Genomic DNA, 21,472 nt, shown 5'->3' on the forward strand with positions numbered 1-21,472 from the left:
GACCCAGCCCCGCGGGGCCGAGCCGACCGCACCCCCGTACTACGGGGCCGTGGAGCCCGACTGCTTGTTGTCCTGCGGCGGCGCCGAGTCGGAGGAGACGGCCAGCCAGCTGCCGACGCCCACCGCGGCGGCCAGCGCGACCGCGGCGGCCGACAGCGCGAGCCGGCGCTTGCGGACGGTCTCCGCCCGGTGCCGCGCGGAGCCCGGCCGGTGCCCGCCGGCGGGGCGCGGAACCCGGGCCGTGCCCAGCGCACCCCCCGCGAGCTCGTCCGGCCCCGGCACCCGCATCGAGGTGTGGGTGTCCCGGTTGGAGTCGGTGGAGGAGCCGGGGACCAGCGGAACCACACCCCGGCGCCGCACCGGATCGGCGGTGGCGGCCTCCGGTTCCGGGAAGTCCGCCTGCTCCGGCTCGTCCGGCTCGTCCACGTCCAGCGGCGGCATCCCCGCGAGCAGCGGCAGCAGGTCCCGCAGCCGCAGGGAGAGTTCCGAGGCCCGCAGCCGCGAGGCGGGGGCCTTGGCCAGGCACTGGACCATGAGCTGCCACAGCTCGTCGGGGATGCCCGGCAGCGGGACGACGGTCTCCGTCACGTGGCGCCGGAGCACCGCCCCGGGATGGCCGCCGCCGAACGGCGTGAAGCCGGCGAGCAGTTCGTACAGCACGGTGGCCAGGGCGTAGATGTCCACCGCCGCGCGCGGCGGCAGTCCCTCCACTATCTCCGGCGCCAGGTAGTCGGGCGTGCCGATGATCCGGGTGGTCGGGGCCGAGGCCCGTCCGCCGGTGGAGCGCCGCGGCGAGTCGATGAGTTTGGCCACGCCGAAGTCGGTGAGCAGCGCCGGGTGCGCGCCGCCCGGGCCGAGGGGGCCCTGCATGTCGAGCAGGACGTTCTCCGGCTTCACGTCCCGGTGTACGACCCCGGCCGCGTGCGCCGCGGCCAGCGCGTCGGCGACGTCGGCGACGATCGCGACGGCCGCCTCGGGGGCGAGCCGCCGCTCGCGGTCGAGGCGCGTGCGCAGGTCCGTACCGCGGACGAGGTCCATGACGAGGGCGAGGTCGTTGCCGTCCACGACGAGGTCACGGACGCAGACGACGTGCGGGTGCTCCAGGCCCAGGAGCGCGCTGCGCTCCTGGACGAACCGTCCGACGAGTTCCTGGTCGGACGCGAGGTCCTCGCGCAGCAGTTTGACGGCGACGGGGCCGTCAGGCCCCTCGCCCAGCCACACCGTGCCCGCGCTGCCGCGTCCCAGGATCTGGTGCGCGGTGTACCGGCTGCCGATCTTCCGTGCCACAACTGCTCCCTCAGCGGCTGGCGTACGCACCAAAGCTACGCGGCCGGATGGGTGTTGGAGTCCACGGATCGCGGCGACCTTCACTTCTGCGGGCGAAATCACGTCCCGGAAGTCGACAAATCCACGAAGTCACCGGTACAAGGCCCGGTTCGGGCGGATTGTGTCGATCAGGGGGTCGTGCCGCCGCCCGTGGAGTCTCCGATCGCGGTGACCCAGTCCACGGCGTCCGAGCCCCAGGTCCACACCTGGTCCCACCAGCCGCGGCCGGTGCCGACCCATTCCTGGAGGGGGGTCAACTCCCAGATCAGCCAGCCCGCGACGAAGAACACCAGGATCATCACCAGGCAGCCCTTGAGGCAGCCCAGCCCCGGGATCTTCACCGGATTCGCACTGCGGCGCGGCTCGCGGGGCTCGCGCCGCTCCGGCTGGCGGCCCGGCGGCGGACCCTGCGGGGGCTGCTGCTGGGGCTGCTGGGGCTGGCGGTACTGGGGCTGCCCCTGCGGCTGCTGGTACTGCTGGGGCTGCTGCGGCTGATAGTGCTGCGGCGGGGGCTGCGGCGCGTACTGCTGCTGCTGGTACTGCTGAGGCTGCTGGTACTGCTGCGGCGGCGGGGCCTGCCGGTACGGCTGCTGCTGCGGAGGCTGCTGCGGTCGCTGCGGCTGCTGCGGCTGCTGCCGGGGCGGCTGCTGGTACTGCTGCTGCGGCGGCGGCGCCTGACGCTGCGGCCGCCGGCGCAGGGGGTCCTCGCTCGGGTCCAGGTACTGCATCTGCGTCTGCTCGTTGCGGTCGCGGGCCGCCTGCAGCTGCGACTGCCACGGGTGCGGCTGGTCCGGCCGCTGCACGGGCGGCATCACGGAGGTCGCGTCGGCGCCGGGCGCCCCCGTGCTCGGGAGCACGGACGTGGCGTCGGCCCCGCCGACCGGCGGCATCACGCTGGTCATGGCGTTGGGGTCGTAGGCCCCCATCGGGGAGGCGCCGGCGGACCCGGCCGATCCCCCGGGCAGCATCTGCGTCGCGTCCGCGGCACCCGGGGTCGCGGGCACCGGCGCGGGCGAGGGGTCGGGCGCCAGGAGCGCGCCGACGCCGAGGGCGGCCTCGACCTCCGCGGCCGTGGAGTGCACGCCGATGCCGGAGGCGACCACGCGCAGGCCGCGCGCCAGGGTCTCCGCGCTCGGGCGCTCGTAGGGCTCCTTGCGCATGCAGCGCTCGATGACCGTCCACAGCGGCTCGGGCACGTTCGGCGGGCGCTGCGGCTCCTCGCTGAGGTGGCGGTGCAGCACCTCCAGCGCGGTGCCGCCGGCGAAGGGCGGCCGGCCGGTGAGGAGCTCGTAGAGCAGGATGCCGGCGCCGTAGATGTCGACGGCGGAGGTCTGCGGGCGGCCCTCGGCGGATTCGGGGGCCACGTAGGCCGGGGTGCCGACGAACTCGTGCGTGCGCGTCAGGCCCGGGGAGTCCGCCAGGCGCGCGATGCCGAAGTCGGTGAGCATCGGCTTCATCTGGCCGTCGCGCTCGTCGACCAGGACGTTGGCGGGCTTCAGGTCGCGGTGGACCACGCCGTCGGCGTGGCTGGCGGCGAGCGCGTCCGCGATCTGGGCGGTGAGCAGGCTCGCGGCGACCGGGCTGAAGGGGCCGTTCTCGCGGAGGTACCGGTGCAGGTCGGGACCGTCGATGAGGTCCATGACGAGGGCGAGGAGATCGCCCTCGACGACGAGGTCGCGGGTGCGGACGATGTTGGGGTGCGTCAGGCGCAGCAGGACCGAGCGCTCGCGCAGGAAGCGCATGACGATGTCCGGGTCCTGGGCCAGCTCCTCCTTGAGGACCTTGATGGCCACGGTCTCGCCGGGGTGGCCGGCCACCGCCGCCTCCGCACCGGCCGCCTCACGCTGGCGGGCGCGCCAGACGGTGCCCGTGGCGCCGCGCCCGAGCGGCTCCTCGAGCAGGTACTTGCTGCCGACTGGCCGCACGTCACGCGCTCCCTGCTGTCGTCGATTCCGGCGAGGTGGTCCCCGTGCCGCACACTCGATGCACGCTCGATCCACGCCTGATCTGCGCAATGGTTTTCCGGCCCACTCTAGGGCTTGTCCCGAAGGAAGACGCGGGGTGAGGGAGGTTGGTTGCCGCACATATGCGCGAAGGGTGATGTTTGCGGCGTATGCCGGGGGCGATTTTCCCGGCCATCCTGTCGATATCCGATCGGCCCGCCCGCAGGTCCGGTGCCGGTCCGCGACCGATCAAGATCAATTGCCGGTGGGTGGCGGGCGTGTCGATGACGACAGGTGCGAGGATGCACCCGTACGGAACGGCCGGGACGGGAGCCCCGCCTTCCGGGCAGACCTGACCGGACGACGCGTCCGTGCCGGGTGGGGGCGGACGGACGGGCACCGCGTGCGAACGGCACCGGGTGATCCGTCCCACAGGTCCCTGCCGGGCGCACGCACCGCGCACCGCGCAGAAGGGACCGCTGACGGCGATGCAGATCCGGCTGACCGTCCTCGGGTCGGGGTCGCGCAGCGGCCACCAGACCGCCACCGCGAGCGCCTCCGGCGGAGGTACCGGCGGGGGAGGCACCCCGGCGAGCTGTGACGTGCTCGTCACCGCACCCGCCGGAACGGCGCTGTCCGCGGTGGCCTCCGGGCTCGCGGCGACTGTCGGCGGCCCCGACACCGGTGGCACGGTCGTGCTGTACGCCGGTACGGAGCGCCTGGACCCCGCGCGGGCCGCGCTCGGCGAGCCGCCGCTGGTGGACGGGGCGGTGCTGTCGCTGAACGTGCCCGGCCCCGACGTCCGCACGGACGGGACCGCGGCGGCCCTCGGCGACGGGCCGCAGCTGCACGTCGTGGCCGGGCCGGACGCCGGCGGGGTGCACCTGCTGCACCCGGGGGCGATCCGGATCGGGCGCTCGGCCGACGCGGACGTCCCGCTGGACGATCCGGACGTCTCGCGCCTGCACTGCACCGTGACGGTGCTCCCCGACGGGCGGGTGGCGGTGGCCGACCTCGGGTCGACGAACGGTACGACGCTGGACGGCGCGGCGGTCGGCGCGGAGCGGGTGGCGCTCGCGCCCGGCGCGCTGCTGCGGGTCGGCGAGTCCACGCTCCGCCTGGCCGTGGGCCCTGCGTCCTCCCCCCTCCCCCTCACCCCGGACCTGGAGGGCCACCTCGCCGTCTCCCTCCCGGGCCACCCCGATGCCGACCCCCCAACGGGGTCGCACCCCGAAGGCGACGGATCCCGGGCAGCCGCTACGCCGGGCACCGCGGCCGGGTCGCACCCCGCCGGCGGAGCCTGGGCCGGAGCCGCGCCCGGCACCGCGGCCGGGTCGCACTCCGCGGGCGGAGCCTGGGCCGGAGGCGCCCATCCCGACGCGGGGAGCCGGGGCGCGCAAGCGCAGATCCCCCACCCCGCCCCTTCCCGGGACGGCGGTGCCGGAGCGGTGCCCGCCGCCCGGGGCTCCGAACACCACACCGGAGGCGGCCGGGCCGCGTCCGGCCCCGCTGCCGCGGCCCCCTGGCCGTACGGCGAGGCCGGCCAGGGCGGCGACGCCGACCCCCACCGCGCCGGCCTCATCGCCCGACCCGGGTCACCCGGCGCCGGACAGTACGGCGGAGCGTCCCACCAGGCCGGACCGGCGCACCCGGCCCCGCACCCGCACGGCGGAGCAGCGCACCTGGGCGGTACGTCGGACCCGTACGCGGAACCGCCGTACCCCGGCCGCCACGCGGGAGCACCCGCCGCGGACCCGTACTCCGGCCCCCACGGCCACGACGTCCCGGCGGCGGCGCAGCACACCGGGGTCGAGCATCACGGTGCCGGCGGCTGGGAGGAGTCCGAGGCGGCCCGTGAGTCCGAGCCCCGGCGTGCGGGGCGTCGCGGTATCGGGGCCTGGGCCCGCAAGTGGGTGCGCGGGGCGGAGGCCGCCGAGGTGGAGGTGGTCGCCGAGACGGCGGCCGCCGTCACCGTGCGGCCCGGCTCCGACGATCCCGCGGCCCTGCTGCTCACCGCCCTCGGGCCGGCCCCGCGGCTGTGGGCCGGGCCCGCCGGGCTGGACGTCACGCTCGGCGCGGGCAGCGAGGTCGCGCTCCGCGAGACCGGCGCGCTCGGCATCGCGGGGCCCCGGGCCCGGCTGACCGGTGTGGCCCGCTCCGTCATCGCACGGCTGGCGGCGCTGCACGCCCCCGGCCAGCGTCTGGAGATCGTGCTGGTCTCCACCGACCGGGCCCGCCCGCTCGCCGAACGCCGCCGCGACTGGGGCTGGCTCGGCTGGCTGCCCCACGTGCGCCCCGCGCACGGGCAGGACTGCCGGCTGCTGCTCGCGTACGACCGCGATCAGGCGGCCGCCCGCGCCGGGGAGCTGACCCGGCGGCTCGACGACGGCCCCCTGGGCACCCACTGGGCCGCCGCGGGCCCGGACGCGGTGCGCGAGGCCTCGTACGCCTATCGGGGCCCCTACACCCTCCTGGTGCTCGACGGGGACCCCGGTCCCGGGGCGCTGCGGGACATCACCAGCCGGCTGGCCTCGCACGGGCCGGCCGCCGGGATCCACGTGCTGGCCCTGGCCGAGGCTCCGGCGGCGACGCCCGCCTCGCCCGTCGCCGAGACCTACGAGGCGGCCTGCGCGGCCGCCCCCGCCTTCCGCGACTGTTCGACCGCCGCCCTGCTCAGCGGTGACGTGGCCACGACCGTACGGACCTTCGCGGTCTCCGGCGGCAAACCGGCCGCCTCCGGCGGGACGGCGACGGCGGACGCCGTTTCGGCGGCCTGGGCGGAGCGTTTCGCCCGTGCCCTGGCCCCCCTCAAGGCCGACTCCCCCGCGACCGAGGGCGGTTACCGCCCGGCCGCCGCACAGCTGCCCCAGACCGCCCGGCTGCTGGACGAGTTGGGGCTCGCCCGGGCCACCCCGGCCTCCCTGATGGCCCGTTGGGCCGCCGCCACCGACCAGGGCCAGCGCGTCGGCGGGCTCGCGGAGATAGTCCTCGGCACCGGGCGGCGCGGGCCGGTGGGCGCCGAACTGGTCACCGACGGGCCGCACATGCTGATCGAGGGGCCCGCCGGCAGCGGCCGTACCGAACTGCTGCGTTCCGTGGCGGCCTCCCTGGCGGCGGCCGCCCGGCCCGACCGGCTCGGCCTGGTCCTGCTGGACGGGGCCGGCGGCGAGCGCGGCGACGGCCTGCTGCCCTGTACGGAGCTGCCGCACGTCTCGGCGCACCTGGTCGCCTCGGACCCGCTGCGGATGCGGGAGTTCGCTCAGGCGCTGGGCGCGGAGCTCAAGCGGCGGGCCGAGCTGCTGGACGGGGTGCCGTTCTCCGAGTGGCACGCCGTGCGCGAGGTCTCCGACCGGATGGTCTCCCCCCGCCAGCCCACCCCGGGCGAGCTGCGCGGCGATCTCGAACCCCAGCGGTCCGGCACCCTGCGGCTGCGTTCCTCGGCCACCCGGACCGATCCGGCGGCCGGGCCCAGCCCGCTGCCGCGCCTGGTCGTGCTCGTGGACGACTTCGACGCGCTGGTCGCGCCGGGCCTGGGCAGCACGGGCCGGCCCGCCGCCGGTTCGGTGGTCCGCGCGCTGGAGGCGGTGGCCCGCGAGGGAGCCCGGCTCGGGGTGCACCTGGTGGCCACCACCGCCCGCCCGGACCGGACGGCCGACACCGAGCTGGCCCGCCTCACGACCCTGCGCGTGGAGCTCGACGCCCCCGACCAGCCGGGTCCCGGCCGGGGCGTACTCCGGTACGCCGACGGGCGCGCGGTCCCGTTCCAGGGCGGCCGGGTCACCGGACGGATCCCCCGGACGGCGACGCTGCGGCCGACGGTGGTGCCGGTGGAGTGGGAGCGGATGGGCGATCCGCCGGCCCGTCGCCCGGTCCGCGAGCTGGGCAACGGCCCGACCGACCTGGCGCTGCTGGCCAGCGCCCTGGACCGGGCCTCGCACCTGGTGTCGGCGGTACCGGTGCTGTTCCCGCCGGCCCCGTGACCGCCGCTCGACCGGCCCCTTGAACGCCCCTCGACAGGCCCCGCCACCGCTACTCGAGCGGCCCGCCGAGTAGCCCTCCGCGCACCCCCGTACCCCGCGAGGCGGTATTGCGGGGGTGCCCGGGGCGGCGTAGACCTTGTGGCACGGGACACACCATCGCCAGCGAGGCATCGGGGGCACCGCCATGCGCAAGCAGGGAACGAGCCGCACGACAGCTCTTCGTACGCACCACACGTGGGCCGCTCTGGCCGTGGCCGGCGCGCTCGCGCTCAGCGCGTGCGGCGGCGACGGCAAGGAGCCGGCGAAGGGCCCGGACGGCCCCGACGCCTCGGGCGGGCCGTCCGTCGCGTTACCCCGACTCGACGGGGAGAAGCTGGAGGTCGCCGCCGTCTGGACGGGGGCGGAGCAGGCGAACTTCGTCAAGGTGCTCAAGGAGTTCGAGCGGCGGACGGGCGCCACCGTCACCTTCGTCCCCGCGCAGGACCCGATCGTCACCTTCCTCGGCTCGAAGATCGCGGGCGGCGCCCCGCCGGACGTGGCGCTGCTCCCGCAGGTCGGGGCGCTGGTCTCGGCGGTGAAGAACAAGTGGGCGCAGCCGGTCGGCGCCGAGGCGAAGGCCCAGCTCGACAAGAACTACTCGCCCGGCTGGAAGACGCTGGGCGCGGTCGACGGCACCCAGTACGGCGTCTACTACAAGGCCGCCAACAAGTCGCTGATCTGGTACAACGCGAAGGCCTTCGAGGCGGCGGGCGTGACGCCCCCGAAGACCTGGAAGGAACTGCTCACCGCGGCCGACACCCTGTCCGCGTCCGGCACTCCGGCGGTTTCGGTGGCCGGGGCCGACGGCTGGACCCTGACCGACTGGTTCGAGAACGTCTACCTCTCGCAGGCGGGCCCGGAGAAGTACGACCAGTTGGCGAAGCACGAGATCAAGTGGACGGACGACAGCGTCAAGCAGGCGCTGACCTCCCTCGCCGAACTGTTCGGCCGCAAGGACTTCCTGGCGGGCGGCCAGAGCGGGGCGCTGGCGACCGAGTTCCCGAAGTCGGTGACGCAGACCTTCACCGGCGGCGACCGGCCGGCGGCCGCGATGGTCTACGAGGGCGACTTCGTGGCGGTGAACATCGCGCAGACCGAGGCGAAGGTGGGCACGGACGCGCTGGTCTTCCCCTTCCCGGCGGTCGGCGCCACGGCCCCGGTGGTCTCGGGCGGGGACGTGGCGGTCGCGCTGAAGGCCTCCAAGGGCGCGCAGGCGCTGCTGACGTTCCTGGCCTCGCCGGACTCGGCGCGGATCCAGGCCCGTGAGGGCGGATTCCTCTCCCCGAACAAGGCCTTGGAGCCGGACGCGTACCCGAACGACATCCAGCGCGGCATGGCCGAGGCCCTGATCGCGGCGGGCGACCGCTTCCGCTTCGACATGTCGGACCAGGCCCCGGCGGCCTTCGGCGGCACGCCGGGCGCGGGCGAGTGGAAGGCGCTCCAGGACTTCCTGGCGAACCCGGCCGACGTGGCGGGAACCCAGGCGAGGCTGGAGGCGGACGCGGCCAAGGCCTACGGGAACTGACCCCGTGCCCGCCGCAGCCTCCCCCACGGGATCGCCCGCCTCCCCCACCGAACCAACCGCCCCGCCCACCAGCTCCCCCAAGAACAGGGAGACCCGGCGCCGCCGGCTGACGGCCGCGGCGTTCCTCCTGCCCTCCCTCGTCCTGCTCGGCGCGCTCGTCGTGCACCCCATCGGCTACTCGCTGTACCGCAGCTTCTTCGACCGCTCCGGCGAGGAGTTCGTGGGCGCCGGGAACTACGGGGAGATCCTGCGCGACGACACGATCCGCACCGCGCTGGGCAATACGGCGCTCTGGGTGGTGCTGGCCCCGGTCAGCGCCACCGCGCTCGGTCTGCTCTTCGCCGTGCTGACCGAACGGGTGCGCTGGGGAACGGCGTTCAAGCTGATCGTCTTCATGCCGATGGCCATTTCGATGCTCGCGGCGGGCATCATCTTCCGGCTCGTCTACGACGCCGACCCCGACCGGGGCGTCGCCAACGCCGTCTGGGTCGGCGTCCACGACACCTTCGCCGAGTCCTCCGCCTTCCCCAAGGCCCGCCCCGGCCGGGATTCGCCGCTGGTCCCGGCCGACGGGGGCGCGTACGTGACCCGCGATCCGGTACGGGCGGGCGTGCCCGCGCCGCTCCCGCTGGTCGGCATCGCGCCCGACGCCCTTCCCCCGGGGACGGGGACGGCGCGGCCGGCCGCCGGGGAGCCCGGGAAGGTCACCGGCACCGCCTGGCAGGACTTCACCCGGGGCGGGGGCGGTACGACGAACACCGTCGACCCCACCGAGTCCGCACTGTCGGGGCTGCGCGTCGAGGCGGTCAAGGACGGCCGGGTGGTCGACTCGGCGCGGACCCGGGCCGACGGCACCTTCACCCTGTCCGCCGCCGCGGACGGCGCGCTGCTGCGGCTGCCCGCCTCGAACTTCCGGGAGGCGTACGCGGGCGTCGAGTGGCTCGGCCCGACCCTGGTGACCCCGGCGGTGATCGGGGCCTACGTGTGGATGTGGGCCGGGTTCGCGATGGTGCTGATCGGGGCCGGGCTGGCCGCCGTACCGCGCGAGCTGCTGGAGGCGGCGCGGGTGGACGGGGCGAGCGAGTGGCAGGTGCTGCGGCGGATCACGGTGCCGCTGCTGGCGCCCGTCCTGGCCGTCGTGCTGGTGACCCTCGTCATCAACGTGATGAAGGTCTTCGACCTGGTCTTCGTGATCGCGCCGGGCGCGGTGCAGGACGACGCGAACGTCCTGGCGCTCCAGCTGTACCGGACCTCCTTCGGCACGGACGCCGATCCGGGGCTGGGCAGCGCCATCGCGGTGCTGCTGCTGGTGCTGGTGGCTCCCGTCATGGCCTACAACATCCGCCGGATGCGCCGGGAGGCCCGCCGATGAGCACACCGCCGCGCACACGGTCCCGTACGCCGTCCCCGACCGCGGCCGCCTCCGCGCGGTCCCTGGCCGCCCGGGCCGCCGGCGGGGCGCTGCGCGTCTTCCTGGTCCTCGCGGGTCTGTTCTGGCTGCTGCCCACGCTCGGACTGCTGGTCTCCTCCTTCCTCTCGCCCACCGCGCTGAACGACGGCGGCTGGTGGCGGGCGCTGACGGCGCCCTCCCGGCTGACGGCCGGCAACTACGAGCGGCTGCTGGCCAACGAGACCGTCACGGGCTCGCTGATCGACACGGCGGCCATCGCGATCCCGGCGACCCTGCTCGTCCTGGCGCTGGGCTCCTTCGCCGGATACGCCTTCGCCTGGCTGGAGTTCCCCGGCCGCGACTGGCTGTTCCTGCTCGTGGTCGCGCTGCTCGTCGTCCCCGTCCAGGTGGCGCTGATCCCGGTCTCCGAACTCTTCGGCTCCATCGGCCTGTTCGAGACAACGGCGGGCGTGGTCCTCTTCCACACCGCCTTCGGGCTGCCGTTCGCCGTGTTCCTGCTGCGCAACTTCTTCGCGGAGATCCCGCGCGAGCTGCTGGAGGCGGCCCGGCTCGACGGGGCGGGCGAACTGCGGCTGTTCGCACGGGTGGTGCTGCCGCTGGGCGGTCCGGCGATCGCCTCGCTCGGCATCTTCCAGTTCCTGTGGGTGTGGAACGACATGCTGGTCGCCCTGGTCTTCGCGGACTCGGCGCACCCGCCCGTCACGGTCGCGCTCCAGCAGCAGGTACGGCAGTTCGGGAACAACATCGACGTGCTGGCGCCCGGCGCCTTCCTGTCGATGGTGGTGCCGCTCGTCGTCTTCTTCGCCTTCCAGCGGCAGTTCGTCTCGGGGGTGATGGCGGGAGCGATCAAGTAGAGCGGTGTGGATCACGGTGTTGACGTGCGTGGTTGACGCTCCGTAACCCGAATGCCGCACCCTGCGTAACCCGATCACCACGCCGGGGGTTCCTGGGCCATATGTCCGCGCCGACCCCTGGATGTGCCGTGCCCCGGTTCAGCGTCATCGTGCCCGCGTACAAGGTCCAGGCGTACCTCCAGGAGAGTCTGGACTCGGTCCTGACCCAGTCGTACCCGGATCTCGAACTGATCGCGGTCGACGACGCCTCCCCGGACGCCTGCGGTTCGATCATTGACGACTACGCGGCCCGGGACCCCCGGGTCACCGCCGTGCACCTGGCGCACAACCTCGGCCTGGGACCGGCCCGCAACGCGGGCCTGTCCCGGGCCACCGGCGACTACGTCCTCTTCCTCGACGGCGACGACACCCTGGCCCCCGGCGCCCTCCAGGCCGTCACCGACCGGCTGAAGGCCACCGGCTCCCCGGACGTGCTCGTCTACGACTACGCGCGCACCTACTGGACCGGTGAACTGGTCCGCAACAGCCAGTCCTACCGCCTCTCCGAGGAGGGCCCGGCCAGCTTCCGCCTCGCCGACCGCCCCGCCCTCCTCGGCATGCTGATGGTCGTGTGGAACAAGGCCTACCGCCGCGAGTACGTGGAGCGCGAGGGCCTCTCCTTCCCGCCCGGCTTCTACGAGGACACCCCCTGGACCTACCCGGCGCTCCTGGCGGCGGAGTCGGTCGCCGTCCTCGACCGGGTCTGCGTGCACTACCGCCAGCGCCGCACGGGCTCGATCCTGACCACGTCCACCCGACGCCACCTGGACGTCTTCGACCAGTACGACCGCGTCTTCGGCTACCTCGCCACCCGCCCCGAGCTGGAGCGCTGGCGGCCCGCCGTGCACCGGCGGATGGCCGAGCACTTCTGCGCCCTGTACGCCGACCCGCGCCGGCTCCCGCGCGCCGCCCGGGCCGAGTTCTTCGCCCGGGCCTCGGCCCTGCTGCGCCGCTACCGGGTGCCGGGCCCCCGGCCGCTGTCCCTGAGCCGGACGGACCGCACCCGCCACCTCCTGATGCGGCTGGGCACCAGGCGCGCGTACCGCGTCCTGTCCGTGCTCCGCTCGGCCTCGCTCGCGGCGGGCCGCGCCGGGATCACCCTGGGCCGGGGCCTCGGCGAAACCGCCCTGCGCCTGCACTACCGCGCCCAGCGCATGCTCCCGCTCCGGCCGGAGCTGGCGGTCTTCTCCGCGTACTGGCACGGGGGTTACGCCTGCAACCCGGCGGCGATCGAGGCCAAGCTGCGCGAACTCGCCCCGCGCATGCGGACGGCGTGGATCTGCGACCCGGCGCACGCCTCGACCGTGCCCCGCGGCACCACCCCGCTCCGCCCGGGCTCGGCGGCGTACTGGACGGCCCTGGCCCGCGCCACGTACCTCGTCACGAACGTCAACTTCGACCGCACCCTCGTCAAGCGCCCGGGCCAGATCCTCCTCCAGACCCAGCACGGCACCCCGCTCAAGCGCGTCGGCCTCGACCTCCAGGACCGCCCGGCGGCCACCCCCACGACGGACTTCGCGGGGCTGCTGCGCGGCGCGGACCAGTGGGACTACCTGCTCTCCTCCAACCGCCACTCCACCCTGGTCTGGGAGAAGGCGGTCCCGTCCTCCTACACGACGCTCGAGTACGGCTACCCCCGCAACGACGTGTTCCACCGGGCCACCCAGGCGGAGGTCCTGGAACTGCGCGAACGCCTCGGCATCCCGCCGGGCTCCACGGCGATCCTGTACGCGCCGACCCACCGCGACTACCGCCGCAGCCGCCCCGCGCAGCCGGACTTCGACCGCATCCTGCGCGACCTGGGCCCGCGCTACACGATCCTGACCCGCACCCACCTCACGTACGCGGGCTCACCCGCCCCCGACCCCCACCCGCGCCTCCTCGACGTCTCCTCGCACCCCTCCGTCGAGGAACTCTGCCTGGCCTCGGACGCGTTGGTGACGGACTACTCGTCCCTGATGTTCGACTACGCGTCCCTGGACCGCCCGATCGTCATCCACGCGGACGACTGGGAGGCGTACGAGGCCTCCCGCGGCACGTACTTCGACCTGCGGGCCTTCCCCCCGGGAGCGATCGCCCGCACGGAGGACGAGCTGGTGGACATCTTCGCGACCGGCCACTGGCAGGGCTCCCGCTCGGCGCAGCTCCGCGCGTCCTTCCGGACCCGGTTCTGCACGCACGACGACGGCCAGGCGGCGGAACGCGTGGTCCGCCGCGTCTTCCTGAGCCAGCCGACCGCCCCCATCACCCCCCTGGAAGACCGCCGCCCCACCCCGGCGGCCCCCTCCGCCACCCCGGAACCCACCCTGGCCCACCTGACCACGGGCCGCTGGCCGTAGTCCTTCGCAGCCGCTTTCAGCCGTCCGGCACTTGAGGACCGGTCTGGGGCGGAGCCCCAGGAGCGGTCCGGGCGCAGCCCGGTACCCCTGCCCTTCAGCCCGTCCGGCGCTTGAGGACCGGGGTCCGGGGCGGAGCCCCAGGAGGGGTCCGGGCCCAGCCCGGGGAACGATGGAAGGGCGGGTAGGGGACTTCGCCCCGCAGGGCAGCCCAGCCGCACCCGGGGCGCAGAGGGACGGGCCCGCGCGCAGCGCATGCCCTCAGGCGGCCGGCCCGGCCGTGAGCCCGGCCACGACGGACCGCGCGAGGTCGTCCAGGTAGCCCCGCGACACCGCGTCCCGTACGACCACCTGCCGCCAGTACAACGGCCCGATCGCCAGATCGAGCGCCCTCCCCGCGTCAACCCCCACGGGCAGCTCGCCCCGCGAGACCGCCTCGGAGATGATCCCCTCCGCCATCCGCCGCTGCCCCTCCAGCAGCGCGCCCCGCACCGCGTCCGCGATCTCCGGGTTCCGCGCCGCCTCCACCAGTAGGTCGGGGATCACCGCCGAGGCCACCGGATGCCGCAGCACGTGTGACATCACCTCCAGCAGCGCCCGTACGTCCCCGTAGAGGGACCCCGTCGACGGCACCGGCAGGCCGTCCGTGGCGAAGGCGCCCACCAGGTCGAGCACCAAGTGCAGCTTCGACTTCCACCGGCGGTACACGGCCGTCTTCCCGACGCCCGCCCGCCGCGCGATGCCCTCGATCGACATCCGCGCGAACCCGACCGTCGCCAGCTCCTCCACGACGGCCGTCCGGATCGCCTCGGTCACGTCCTCGCGGAGGACGGCGGCCCCCGCGGGGGCTCTGCGGGCGGCGGAGGGAGCGGTGGCGGCAGGGGGCTCAGGCGTCATAAGCAGAGCATAACCCGCGACGACGATACGGTTGCGTTTCGACGATGCACGACCTAACCTCACCGTAGCGACGATACGGACCCGTCCCATCGATACGGACCCGTCCCACCGATCGCCCGACGCCCCGCCCCCGTCGAAAGCGACCCTCGTGACAGTGACCACCGCGCCACCGCCCGCCCCCTCGCACCGCAAGGGCCGCACCACGGGCAAGGGCAAGGACAAGGACAGGACCCAGGCTCCGGACCCCGTCGCCGAGCTGGCGGCGGCCCACGACCTGACCCTCAGCGGAGCCCGCCCCAGCCTCCCCCGCTACATCGCGCAGCTCTGGGGCCGGCGTCACTTCGTGACCGCGTACGCCACCGCCCGGATGCACGCCCAGTACAGCCAGGCCAGCCTCGGCCAGGTCTGGCACCTGATGACCCCGCTGCTCAACGCGGCCGTCTACTACTTCATCTTCGGCGTCGTGATGCACGCCCAGAAGGCCGTACCGGACTACATCGCGTTCCTGATCACGGGCGTCTTCGTCTGGGACTTCATCGGAAGCTGCTTCAACGCCTCCACGCGCGCCGTCCAGGCCAACCTGGGCCTGGTCCGCGCCCTGCACTTCCCGCGCGCCTCGCTGCCGCTGTCCACCGTCGTCCAGCTCTTCCAGCAGCTCATGATCACCATGGGCGCGCTGGTCATCCTGCTGCTCATCTACGGCCAGACCCCGGACCTGAGCTGGCTGCTCGCCGCGCCCACCCTGGTCCTCATGGCCGTCTTCTGCGCCGGCTGCGCCATGTTCATGGCGCGGATCGGCGCGAAGAGCCCCGACATCAGCCAGCTGATGCCGTTCATCCTGCGGACCTGGATGTACGGCTCGGGCGTCATGTGGTCGATCGACGCGATGCTGAAGTCGGACCACCTGCCGACCTGGGTCTCGATGGCCCTCAAGCTGAACCCCGCCGCCGTCTTCATCGACCTGATGCGCTTCGCGCTCATCGACTCGTACAAGGCGAGCCAGCTCCCGCCGCACGTCTGGCTGGTCGCCCTGGGCTGGGCCCTGCTCGCCGGCATCGGCGGGTTCGTTTTCTTCTGGAAGGCAGAGGAGGAGTACGGCCGTGGCTAAGACCGCACACGCACCCACACCCGCGCCCACACGCGCACCCGCACCCGAGACCCGCACCCCGACCGTCATCGCCGACGACGTCCACGTGATCTACAAGGTCCAGGGCTCGGGCGGCCGCAAGGGCGGCGCGACCGCGGCCCTGAGCCGGATCTTCTCCCGCAAGCCCGCCCCCGGCATCCGCGAGGTGCACGCCGTCAAGGGCGTCAGCTTCACCGCGTACAAGGGCGAGGCCATCGGCCTGATCGGCACCAACGGCTCGGGCAAGTCCACGCTGCTGTCCGCCATCGCCGGCCTCCAGCCGGTCGCGCGCGGCCGGATCTTCTCGCACGGCCAGCCGTCGCTGCTCGGCGTGAACGCCGCCCTGATGAACGACCTGACCGGCGAGCGCAACGTGGTCCTCGGCGGCCTCGCCATGGGGATGACCAAGCAGCAGATCCGCCAGCGCTACCAGGAGATCGTCGACTTCTCGGGCATCAACGAGAAGGGCGACTTCATCAACCTGCCCATGCGCACCTACTCCTCCGGCATGGGCGCCCGGCTGCGGTTCTCCATCGCCGCCGCCAAGGACCACGACGTCCTGATGATCGACGAGGCCCTGGCCACCGGCGACGCCGCCTTCCAGCGCCGCAGCCAGGCCCGCATCGAAGAACTCCGCGAACACGCCGGCACCGTCTTCCTCGTCAGCCACGGCATCGGCACGGTCCGCGAGACCTGCGACCGCGCGATCTGGCTCGAATCGGGCGTCCTGCGCATGGACGGCCCCTCCGACGAGGTATGCGACGCGTACGAGGCGTTCACCAAGAAGCGCTGACCACCAGGCACCACGAACGCGGGCCGGGCCCGGAACCCCCAGAGGGTCCCGGGCCCGGCCCGTACGCGTACGCGTACCGCTGCCCGTCAGGGCTACGCGTGCGCCCTCAGCAGCGAGCGCATCGTCCGCATGGCGACGGACAGGTTCGCCAGATCGAAGTCGTCCGACCCCTGGATCTCGTCCAGGGTCGTCCGCGCACGCCCGATGATCGCCGCGTTCTTCTCCTCCCACGCCTTGAAGCGCTCCTCGGGAGTCGAAGTGCCGTTCCCGACCGCCAGCACGTCCGCGGTCAGCGCCGCGTGCGCCGAGAACAGGTCCTCGCGGATGGACGCGCGGGCCATCGACTGCCAGCGGTCGGCCCGCGGCAGCTCGATGATCCGGTCCATCAGCTGGGTGATGTCCAGCCGGTCGGCGAGGTCGTAGTACACCTCGGCGACGGCCAGCGGCTCGACACCCGTGCGGTCCGCGATGGCGACGATGTCCAGCGTCGGGAAGGCGGAGGAGAACCCGGCCACCTTGGCCGCCAGTTCCTCCGGGACGCCCTCGCCGATCAGCTCGGCCATGACCGCCTCGTACCACTCCAGGTCCGCGCCGCGCACCAGCTTCGGCAGGTCCGACCAGACCCGCTCCACCCGCTCGGTGAAGAGCTCGATGGTCTCGGTGATCTGGAGCGGCTGCGGCCGGTTGTTCAGCAGCCAGCGCGTACCGCGCTCGACCAGGCGCCGCGAGTGCAGCCGGATCCGGGTCTGGACGTCGGCGGCGACCTCGTTGTCGAGGGCCTCGACCCTGTCCCACACCTCGGCCAGGCCGAAGATCTCGCGGGCCGCGAGCTGCGCCCGGACGATCTCCTCCAGGGAGGCTCCGGTCTCCTCGCGCAGGCGGTGCAGGAAGGTCGAGCCACCGCTGTTGACGGTGTCGTTGACCAGCACCGTGGTGATGATCTCGCGGCGCAGCGCGTGCCCGTCGACCTGCTCGGGGAACTTCGCGAGCAGCGCGCCCGGGAAGTAGGCGTGCAGCAGGCGGGCCAGGTACGGGTCGTCCGGCAGCTCGGTGTGGATGAGCTCGTCCGCCACCGTGATCTTGGTGTAGGCGAACAGGACGGCCAGCTCCGGCTGGGTCAGGCCCTTGCCGTTGTTCAGCAGCTCGCGGATCTGCCGGTCGTTGGGCAGGAACTCCAGCTCCCGGTTGAGCAGGCCCTCACGGCCCAGGCGGCGCATGAAGCGCTGCTGGGCGTGGAGCAGGCTGGGGGCCTGGGCGGCGCCGTTGGCCAGCGCCACGTTCTGCGCGTAGTTGTTGCGCAGCACCAGCCGGCCGACCTCGTCGGTCATCTCGGCGAGGAACTTGTTGCGCTGCTTGACGGTCAGGTCCCCGTCGGCGACCACCGAGTTCAGCAGGATCTTGATGTTCACCTCGTGGTCGGAGGTGTCCACGCCCGCACTGTTGTCGATGGCGTCGGTGTTGACCTTGCCGCCCTCGCCGCCCGCGCCGATACGGGCGAACTCGATGCGGCCGAGCTGGGTCAGGCCCAGGTTGCCGCCCTCGCCGATGACCCTGGCCCGCACGTCGGCGCCGTCGACGCGGATCGCGTCGTTGGCCTTGTCGCCGACGTCCGCGTGCGTCTCGGCCGTCGCCTTGACGTACGTACCGATGCCGCCGTTCCACAGCAGGTCCACCGGGGAGTGGAGGATCGCCTTCATCAGGTCGGCCGGGGTCATCTTCGTGACGCCCGCCTCGATGCCGAGGGCCTCGCGGACCTGCGCGTTGACCGGGATGGCCTTCGCGCTGCGCGGGTGGATCCCGCCGCCGGCGGACAGCAGGGAGCTGTCGTAGTCCGCCCACGAGGAGCGCGGCAGCTCGAACAGGCGCCGGCGCTCGGCGTAGGAGGTCGCCGCGTCCGGGTTCGGGTCGATGAAGATGTGCCGGTGATCGAAGGCCGCCACCAGGCGGATGTGCTCGGAGAGCAGCATGCCGTTGCCGAAGACGTCACCGGACATGTCGCCGACGCCGACGACCGTGAAGTCCTGCGTCTGGGTATCGTGCCCGAGCTCGCGGAAGTGCCGCTTGACGGACTCCCAGGCGCCGCGGGCGGTGATGCCCATGCCCTTGTGGTCGTAGCCGGCCGAGCCGCCGGAGGCGAAGGCGTCGCCGAGCCAGAACCCGTAGGACTCCGCGACCCCGTTGGCGATGTCGGAGAAGGTCGCGGTGCCCTTGTCGGCGGCGACGACGAGGTAGGTGTCGTCCTCGTCGTGGCGGACCACGCCCTTGGGCCGCACGACCTCGCCGCCGACCATGTTGTCGGTGATGTCGAGCAGCGCCGAGATGAAGATCTTGTACGAGGCGATGCCCTCGGCGAGCCAGGCGTCGCGGTCCACCGACGGGTCGGGGAGGTTCTTGGCGACGAAGCCGCCCTTGGCGCCGACGGGCACGATGACGGTGTTCTTGACCATCTGCGCCTTGACCAGGCCGAGGATCTCCGTACGGAAGTCCTCGCGGCGGTCGGACCAGCGCAGGCCGCCGCGGGCGACCTTGCCGAAGCGCAGGTGGACGCCCTCGACGCGCGGGGAGTAGACCCAGATCTCGAAGGCCGGACGCGGCGCCGGCAGATCGGGGATGGCCTGCGGGTCGAACTTCATCGACACGTAGGAGTGCTGCTCGCCCGCGGAGTTGAGCTGGAAGAAGTTCGTCCGCAGCGTCGCCTTGATGAGGGTGAGGAAGGAGCGCAGGATGCGGTCCTCGTCCAGCGAGGCGACCTGGTCCAGGGCCCCGTCCAGCTCCTCCAGCATCGCGTCGACGAGCTCGGTGCCCGCGGACTGGCGGCCGGGCGACATCCGGGCCTCGAAGAGGGAGACCAGCAGCCGGGTGGTGTGGACGTTGTTGCGGAGGGTGTCCTCCATGTAGTCCTGGCTGAAGGTGGCACCGGCCTGGCGCAGGTACTTGGCGTACGCGCGCAGGACCACGGCCTGGCGCCAGGTCAGTCCGGCGCCCAGCACCAGGGTGTTGAAGTTGTCGTTCTCGGCGTCGCCCCGCCAGACCGCGGAGAAGGCGTCCTGGAACCGCTCGCGGGCGTCGTCGCCGAGGTAGTTCGCGTTCCCGGCGGCGTCCGCGCCACCGCTGGGGAGCGGCATCCGCAGACCGAAGTCGTAGATCCACGCGTTGGTGCGGTCGGTGCAGCGCAGCTCGTACGGCCGCTCGTCGGTGACCTCGACGCCCAGGCGCTGCAGGACCGGCAGGACCGCGGAGAGCGAGACCTGCTCGCCCGTGCGGTAGATCTTGAACCGGCGTTCGCCGGGGCCCGCGCCGACCGGCTCGTACAGCGACAGCGCGAACTCGCGGTCGCTGGCGTTCAGCCGCTCCAGGTGGCACAGGTCCGCCACGGCCGAGCGCGGCGAGTGGTCGGCCTTGTAGCCCTCGGGGAAGGAGTTGGAGTACTTGCGCAGCAGCTCGGCGGCGCGCTCCTCGCCCAGCTCCGCGACGAGCGCCTCGCCGAAGCCGTCGGCCCAGGAGCGGGCGGCCTCCACCAGGCGGCCCTCGATCCGCTCGACGTCGGCGTCGGTCAGCACGGGCAGCTCGGTGCCCTGCGGGACGCGGACGACGAAGTGGATGCGGGAGAGGATCGACTCGGTGTTCCAGGCGGTGAAGTCGACGCTGATGCCGTCGAGCTCCTCCTGCAGGATCGCGATCAGCCGCAGCCGCACGCCGGTGGTGTAGCGGTCGCGCGGGAGGTAGACCAGCGCGGAGTAGTAGCGCCCGTACTCGTCCTGGCGCAGGTACAGCCGCAGCCGGCGGCGCTCCTGGAGGTAGAGCACGGAGGTGGCGATGGCCTGGAGCTGGTCGACCGGGGTCTGGAACAGCTCGTCGCGCGGGTACGTCTCCAGGATCTGGAGCAGGTCGCGGCCGTCGTGGCTGGACGGGGCGAAGCCCGCGCCTTCCAGGACCTCGGCGACCTTGCGGCGGATGACCGGGACCCGGCGGACCGACTCGGTGTACGCGGCGGAGGAGAACAGGCCGAGGAAGCGGCGCTCGCCGACGACGTTGCCCTCGGCGTCGAACTTCTTCACGCCGACGTAGTCGAGGTACGACGGGCGGTGGACGGTGGAGCGGCTGTTGGCCTTGGTCAGCACCAGCAGGCGGTGCTCGCGGGCCTTGGCGCGGGCGTCGGCCGGCAGCCGGTTGAAGGACGGGGAGACGGGGTGCGCCTCGTCCTGGCCGAGGTGCAGCGGGTCGGAGCGCAGGATGCCGAGGCCGGTGCCGGGCACGGCGGACAGGGAGTCGCCGTCGACGAGGTTGTACTCGCGGTAGCCGAGGAAGGTGAAGTGGTCGTCGGCGAGCCAGCGCAGCAGCTCGCGGGCCTCTTCGAGCTCGTACTCGCGCAGGTCCGGGGCGGTCGGCTCCTCGGGCAGCTCCTGCGCGATGCGCAGCGCCGCGTCGCGCATCTTCTCCCAGTCCTCGACGGACTCGCGCACGTCGGACAGGACGCGCTGCAGATCGGCGGTGATCTGCTTGAGGTCGGCCTTGTCGGTCTCGCGGTCGATCTCGACGTGGATCCAGGACTCGACGAGCGAGTCGTGGGGGCGCGCGGTGCGGGGACCGTGCGCGTCGCAGTCGGGGCCGAGGATCTCGATCAGCTTGCCGGTGACGTCGCGGCGGACGACGACCTGCGGGTGGATCACGACGTGGATGCCGCGCCCGTGGCGGGACAGCTCGTTCGTCACCGAGTCCACGAGGAAGGGCATGTCGTCGGTGACCACCTCGACGACGGAGTGGCTGGAGGTCCAGCCGTTCTCCTCCACCGTGGGCGTGTGCACCCGCACGTTCGCCTTGCCCTGCGGACGCTTCTCCGCGAGCCGGTAGTGCGAGAGCGCGGCCCCGAACACGTCCACCGGGTCCCGGTCGAGCAGGTCCTCCGGGGCCGTGTGCAGGTAGTACCGCTGGAGGTAGGCGAGGGTCGTGTCCCGGTCGGGACGCTCCCCCGGTTCGGACCCAGTCGGAAGTAGCCCCCCGGCCGGGCTGTTCTCAGCTACCCGTGCCGCCCGCGCGAGCAGCTCGGCCTTTGCTTCGTCCAGCTTGGTCTGCATGTCCTCTGGCTCCTGTCGCGCGCCATTGCGTGACGTAGGTGAAGGAAGGAATGGCATAGCACCGCGAGGCGGGGATTCGTTGTCCGTCCGGGATCGACGCTATGCCGTCGAGAGAGCCCACCGGGAGG

At 73.4% G+C, this 21,472-nt stretch carries 11 protein-coding genes; 7 read left to right on the forward strand and 4 right to left on the reverse strand.

What is annotated here, in order from left to right; genetic code table 11:
- Positions 1 to 39: 39 nt before the first annotated feature.
- Both ACFYYB_RS12110 and ACFYYB_RS12115 read right to left on the reverse strand, forming a co-directional pair.
- Positions 40 to 1,287: a serine/threonine-protein kinase gene (locus tag ACFYYB_RS12110; protein ID WP_389434881.1), complete on the reverse strand. Its 1,248-nt coding sequence runs from the start codon at positions 1,285 to 1,287 to the stop codon at positions 40 to 42.
- A gap of 167 nt (positions 1,288 to 1,454) precedes the next feature.
- A complete protein-coding gene (locus ACFYYB_RS12115; protein WP_389434883.1) occupies positions 1,455 to 3,251 on the reverse strand; it encodes a serine/threonine-protein kinase in 1,797 nt (598 codons plus the stop codon).
- Positions 3,252 to 3,757: 506 nt separating this feature from the next.
- Here ACFYYB_RS12115 and ACFYYB_RS12120 point away from each other — a divergent pair.
- From ACFYYB_RS12120 to ACFYYB_RS12140, 5 genes are all read left to right on the forward strand, one after another.
- Positions 3,758 to 7,249, forward strand: a complete 3,492-nt coding sequence (locus tag ACFYYB_RS12120) for an FtsK/SpoIIIE domain-containing protein (RefSeq protein ID WP_389435004.1) — start codon at positions 3,758 to 3,760, stop codon at positions 7,247 to 7,249.
- Between the two features lie 184 nt (positions 7,250 to 7,433).
- On the forward strand, positions 7,434 to 8,813 hold the full coding sequence (locus ACFYYB_RS12125) for an ABC transporter substrate-binding protein (RefSeq protein ID WP_389434884.1): 1,380 nt from the start codon (positions 7,434 to 7,436) through the stop codon (positions 8,811 to 8,813).
- 4 nt (positions 8,814 to 8,817) lie between these two features.
- The gene (locus ACFYYB_RS12130) at positions 8,818 to 10,185 is read left to right on the forward strand and encodes a carbohydrate ABC transporter permease (RefSeq protein ID WP_389434886.1); all 1,368 of its coding nucleotides are present in this window, start codon (positions 8,818 to 8,820) and stop codon (positions 10,183 to 10,185) included.
- On the forward strand, positions 10,182 to 11,078 hold the full coding sequence (locus ACFYYB_RS12135; RefSeq protein ID WP_389434887.1) for a carbohydrate ABC transporter permease: 897 nt from the start codon (positions 10,182 to 10,184) through the stop codon (positions 11,076 to 11,078). Before ACFYYB_RS12130 ends, ACFYYB_RS12135 begins: the two co-directional genes overlap by 4 nt.
- A 128-nt stretch (positions 11,079 to 11,206) precedes the next feature.
- Entirely contained in the window at positions 11,207 to 13,456 is a 2,250-nt protein-coding gene (locus ACFYYB_RS12140) for a CDP-glycerol glycerophosphotransferase family protein (protein WP_389434889.1), read from the forward strand.
- Positions 13,457 to 13,714: 258 nt separating this feature from the next.
- Here the strand turns inward: ACFYYB_RS12140 and ACFYYB_RS12145 are convergent, their stop codons facing one another.
- The gene (locus ACFYYB_RS12145) at positions 13,715 to 14,350 is read right to left on the reverse strand and encodes a TetR/AcrR family transcriptional regulator (protein WP_389434890.1); all 636 of its coding nucleotides are present in this window, start codon (positions 14,348 to 14,350) and stop codon (positions 13,715 to 13,717) included.
- A 148-nt stretch (positions 14,351 to 14,498) separates the two neighbouring features.
- Here ACFYYB_RS12145 and ACFYYB_RS12150 point away from each other — a divergent pair, with 148 nt between their 5' ends.
- Together ACFYYB_RS12150 and ACFYYB_RS12155 are read left to right on the forward strand one after the other, a co-directional pair.
- Positions 14,499 to 15,458, forward strand: a complete 960-nt coding sequence (locus tag ACFYYB_RS12150; protein ID WP_389434891.1) for an ABC transporter permease — start codon at positions 14,499 to 14,501, stop codon at positions 15,456 to 15,458.
- Positions 15,451 to 16,269 carry an ABC transporter ATP-binding protein gene (locus tag ACFYYB_RS12155; RefSeq protein WP_389434893.1) on the forward strand — a complete coding sequence of 273 codons (819 nt, stop codon included), beginning with the start codon at positions 15,451 to 15,453 and terminating at the stop codon, positions 16,267 to 16,269. The genes ACFYYB_RS12150 and ACFYYB_RS12155 overlap by 8 nt, the downstream gene beginning before the upstream one ends.
- Before the next feature lie 92 nt (positions 16,270 to 16,361).
- Here ACFYYB_RS12155 and ACFYYB_RS12160 read toward each other — a convergent pair whose 3' ends face one another.
- Complete coding sequence (locus tag ACFYYB_RS12160; RefSeq protein ID WP_389434894.1) at positions 16,362 to 21,344, reverse strand: NAD-glutamate dehydrogenase; 4,983 nt, start codon at positions 21,342 to 21,344, stop codon at positions 16,362 to 16,364.
- Between the last annotated feature and the right edge of the window lie 128 nt (positions 21,345 to 21,472).

The organism is Streptomyces sp. NPDC002886 (assembly GCF_042888445.1).
GTDB lineage: Bacteria > Actinomycetota > Actinomycetes > Streptomycetales > Streptomycetaceae > Streptomyces.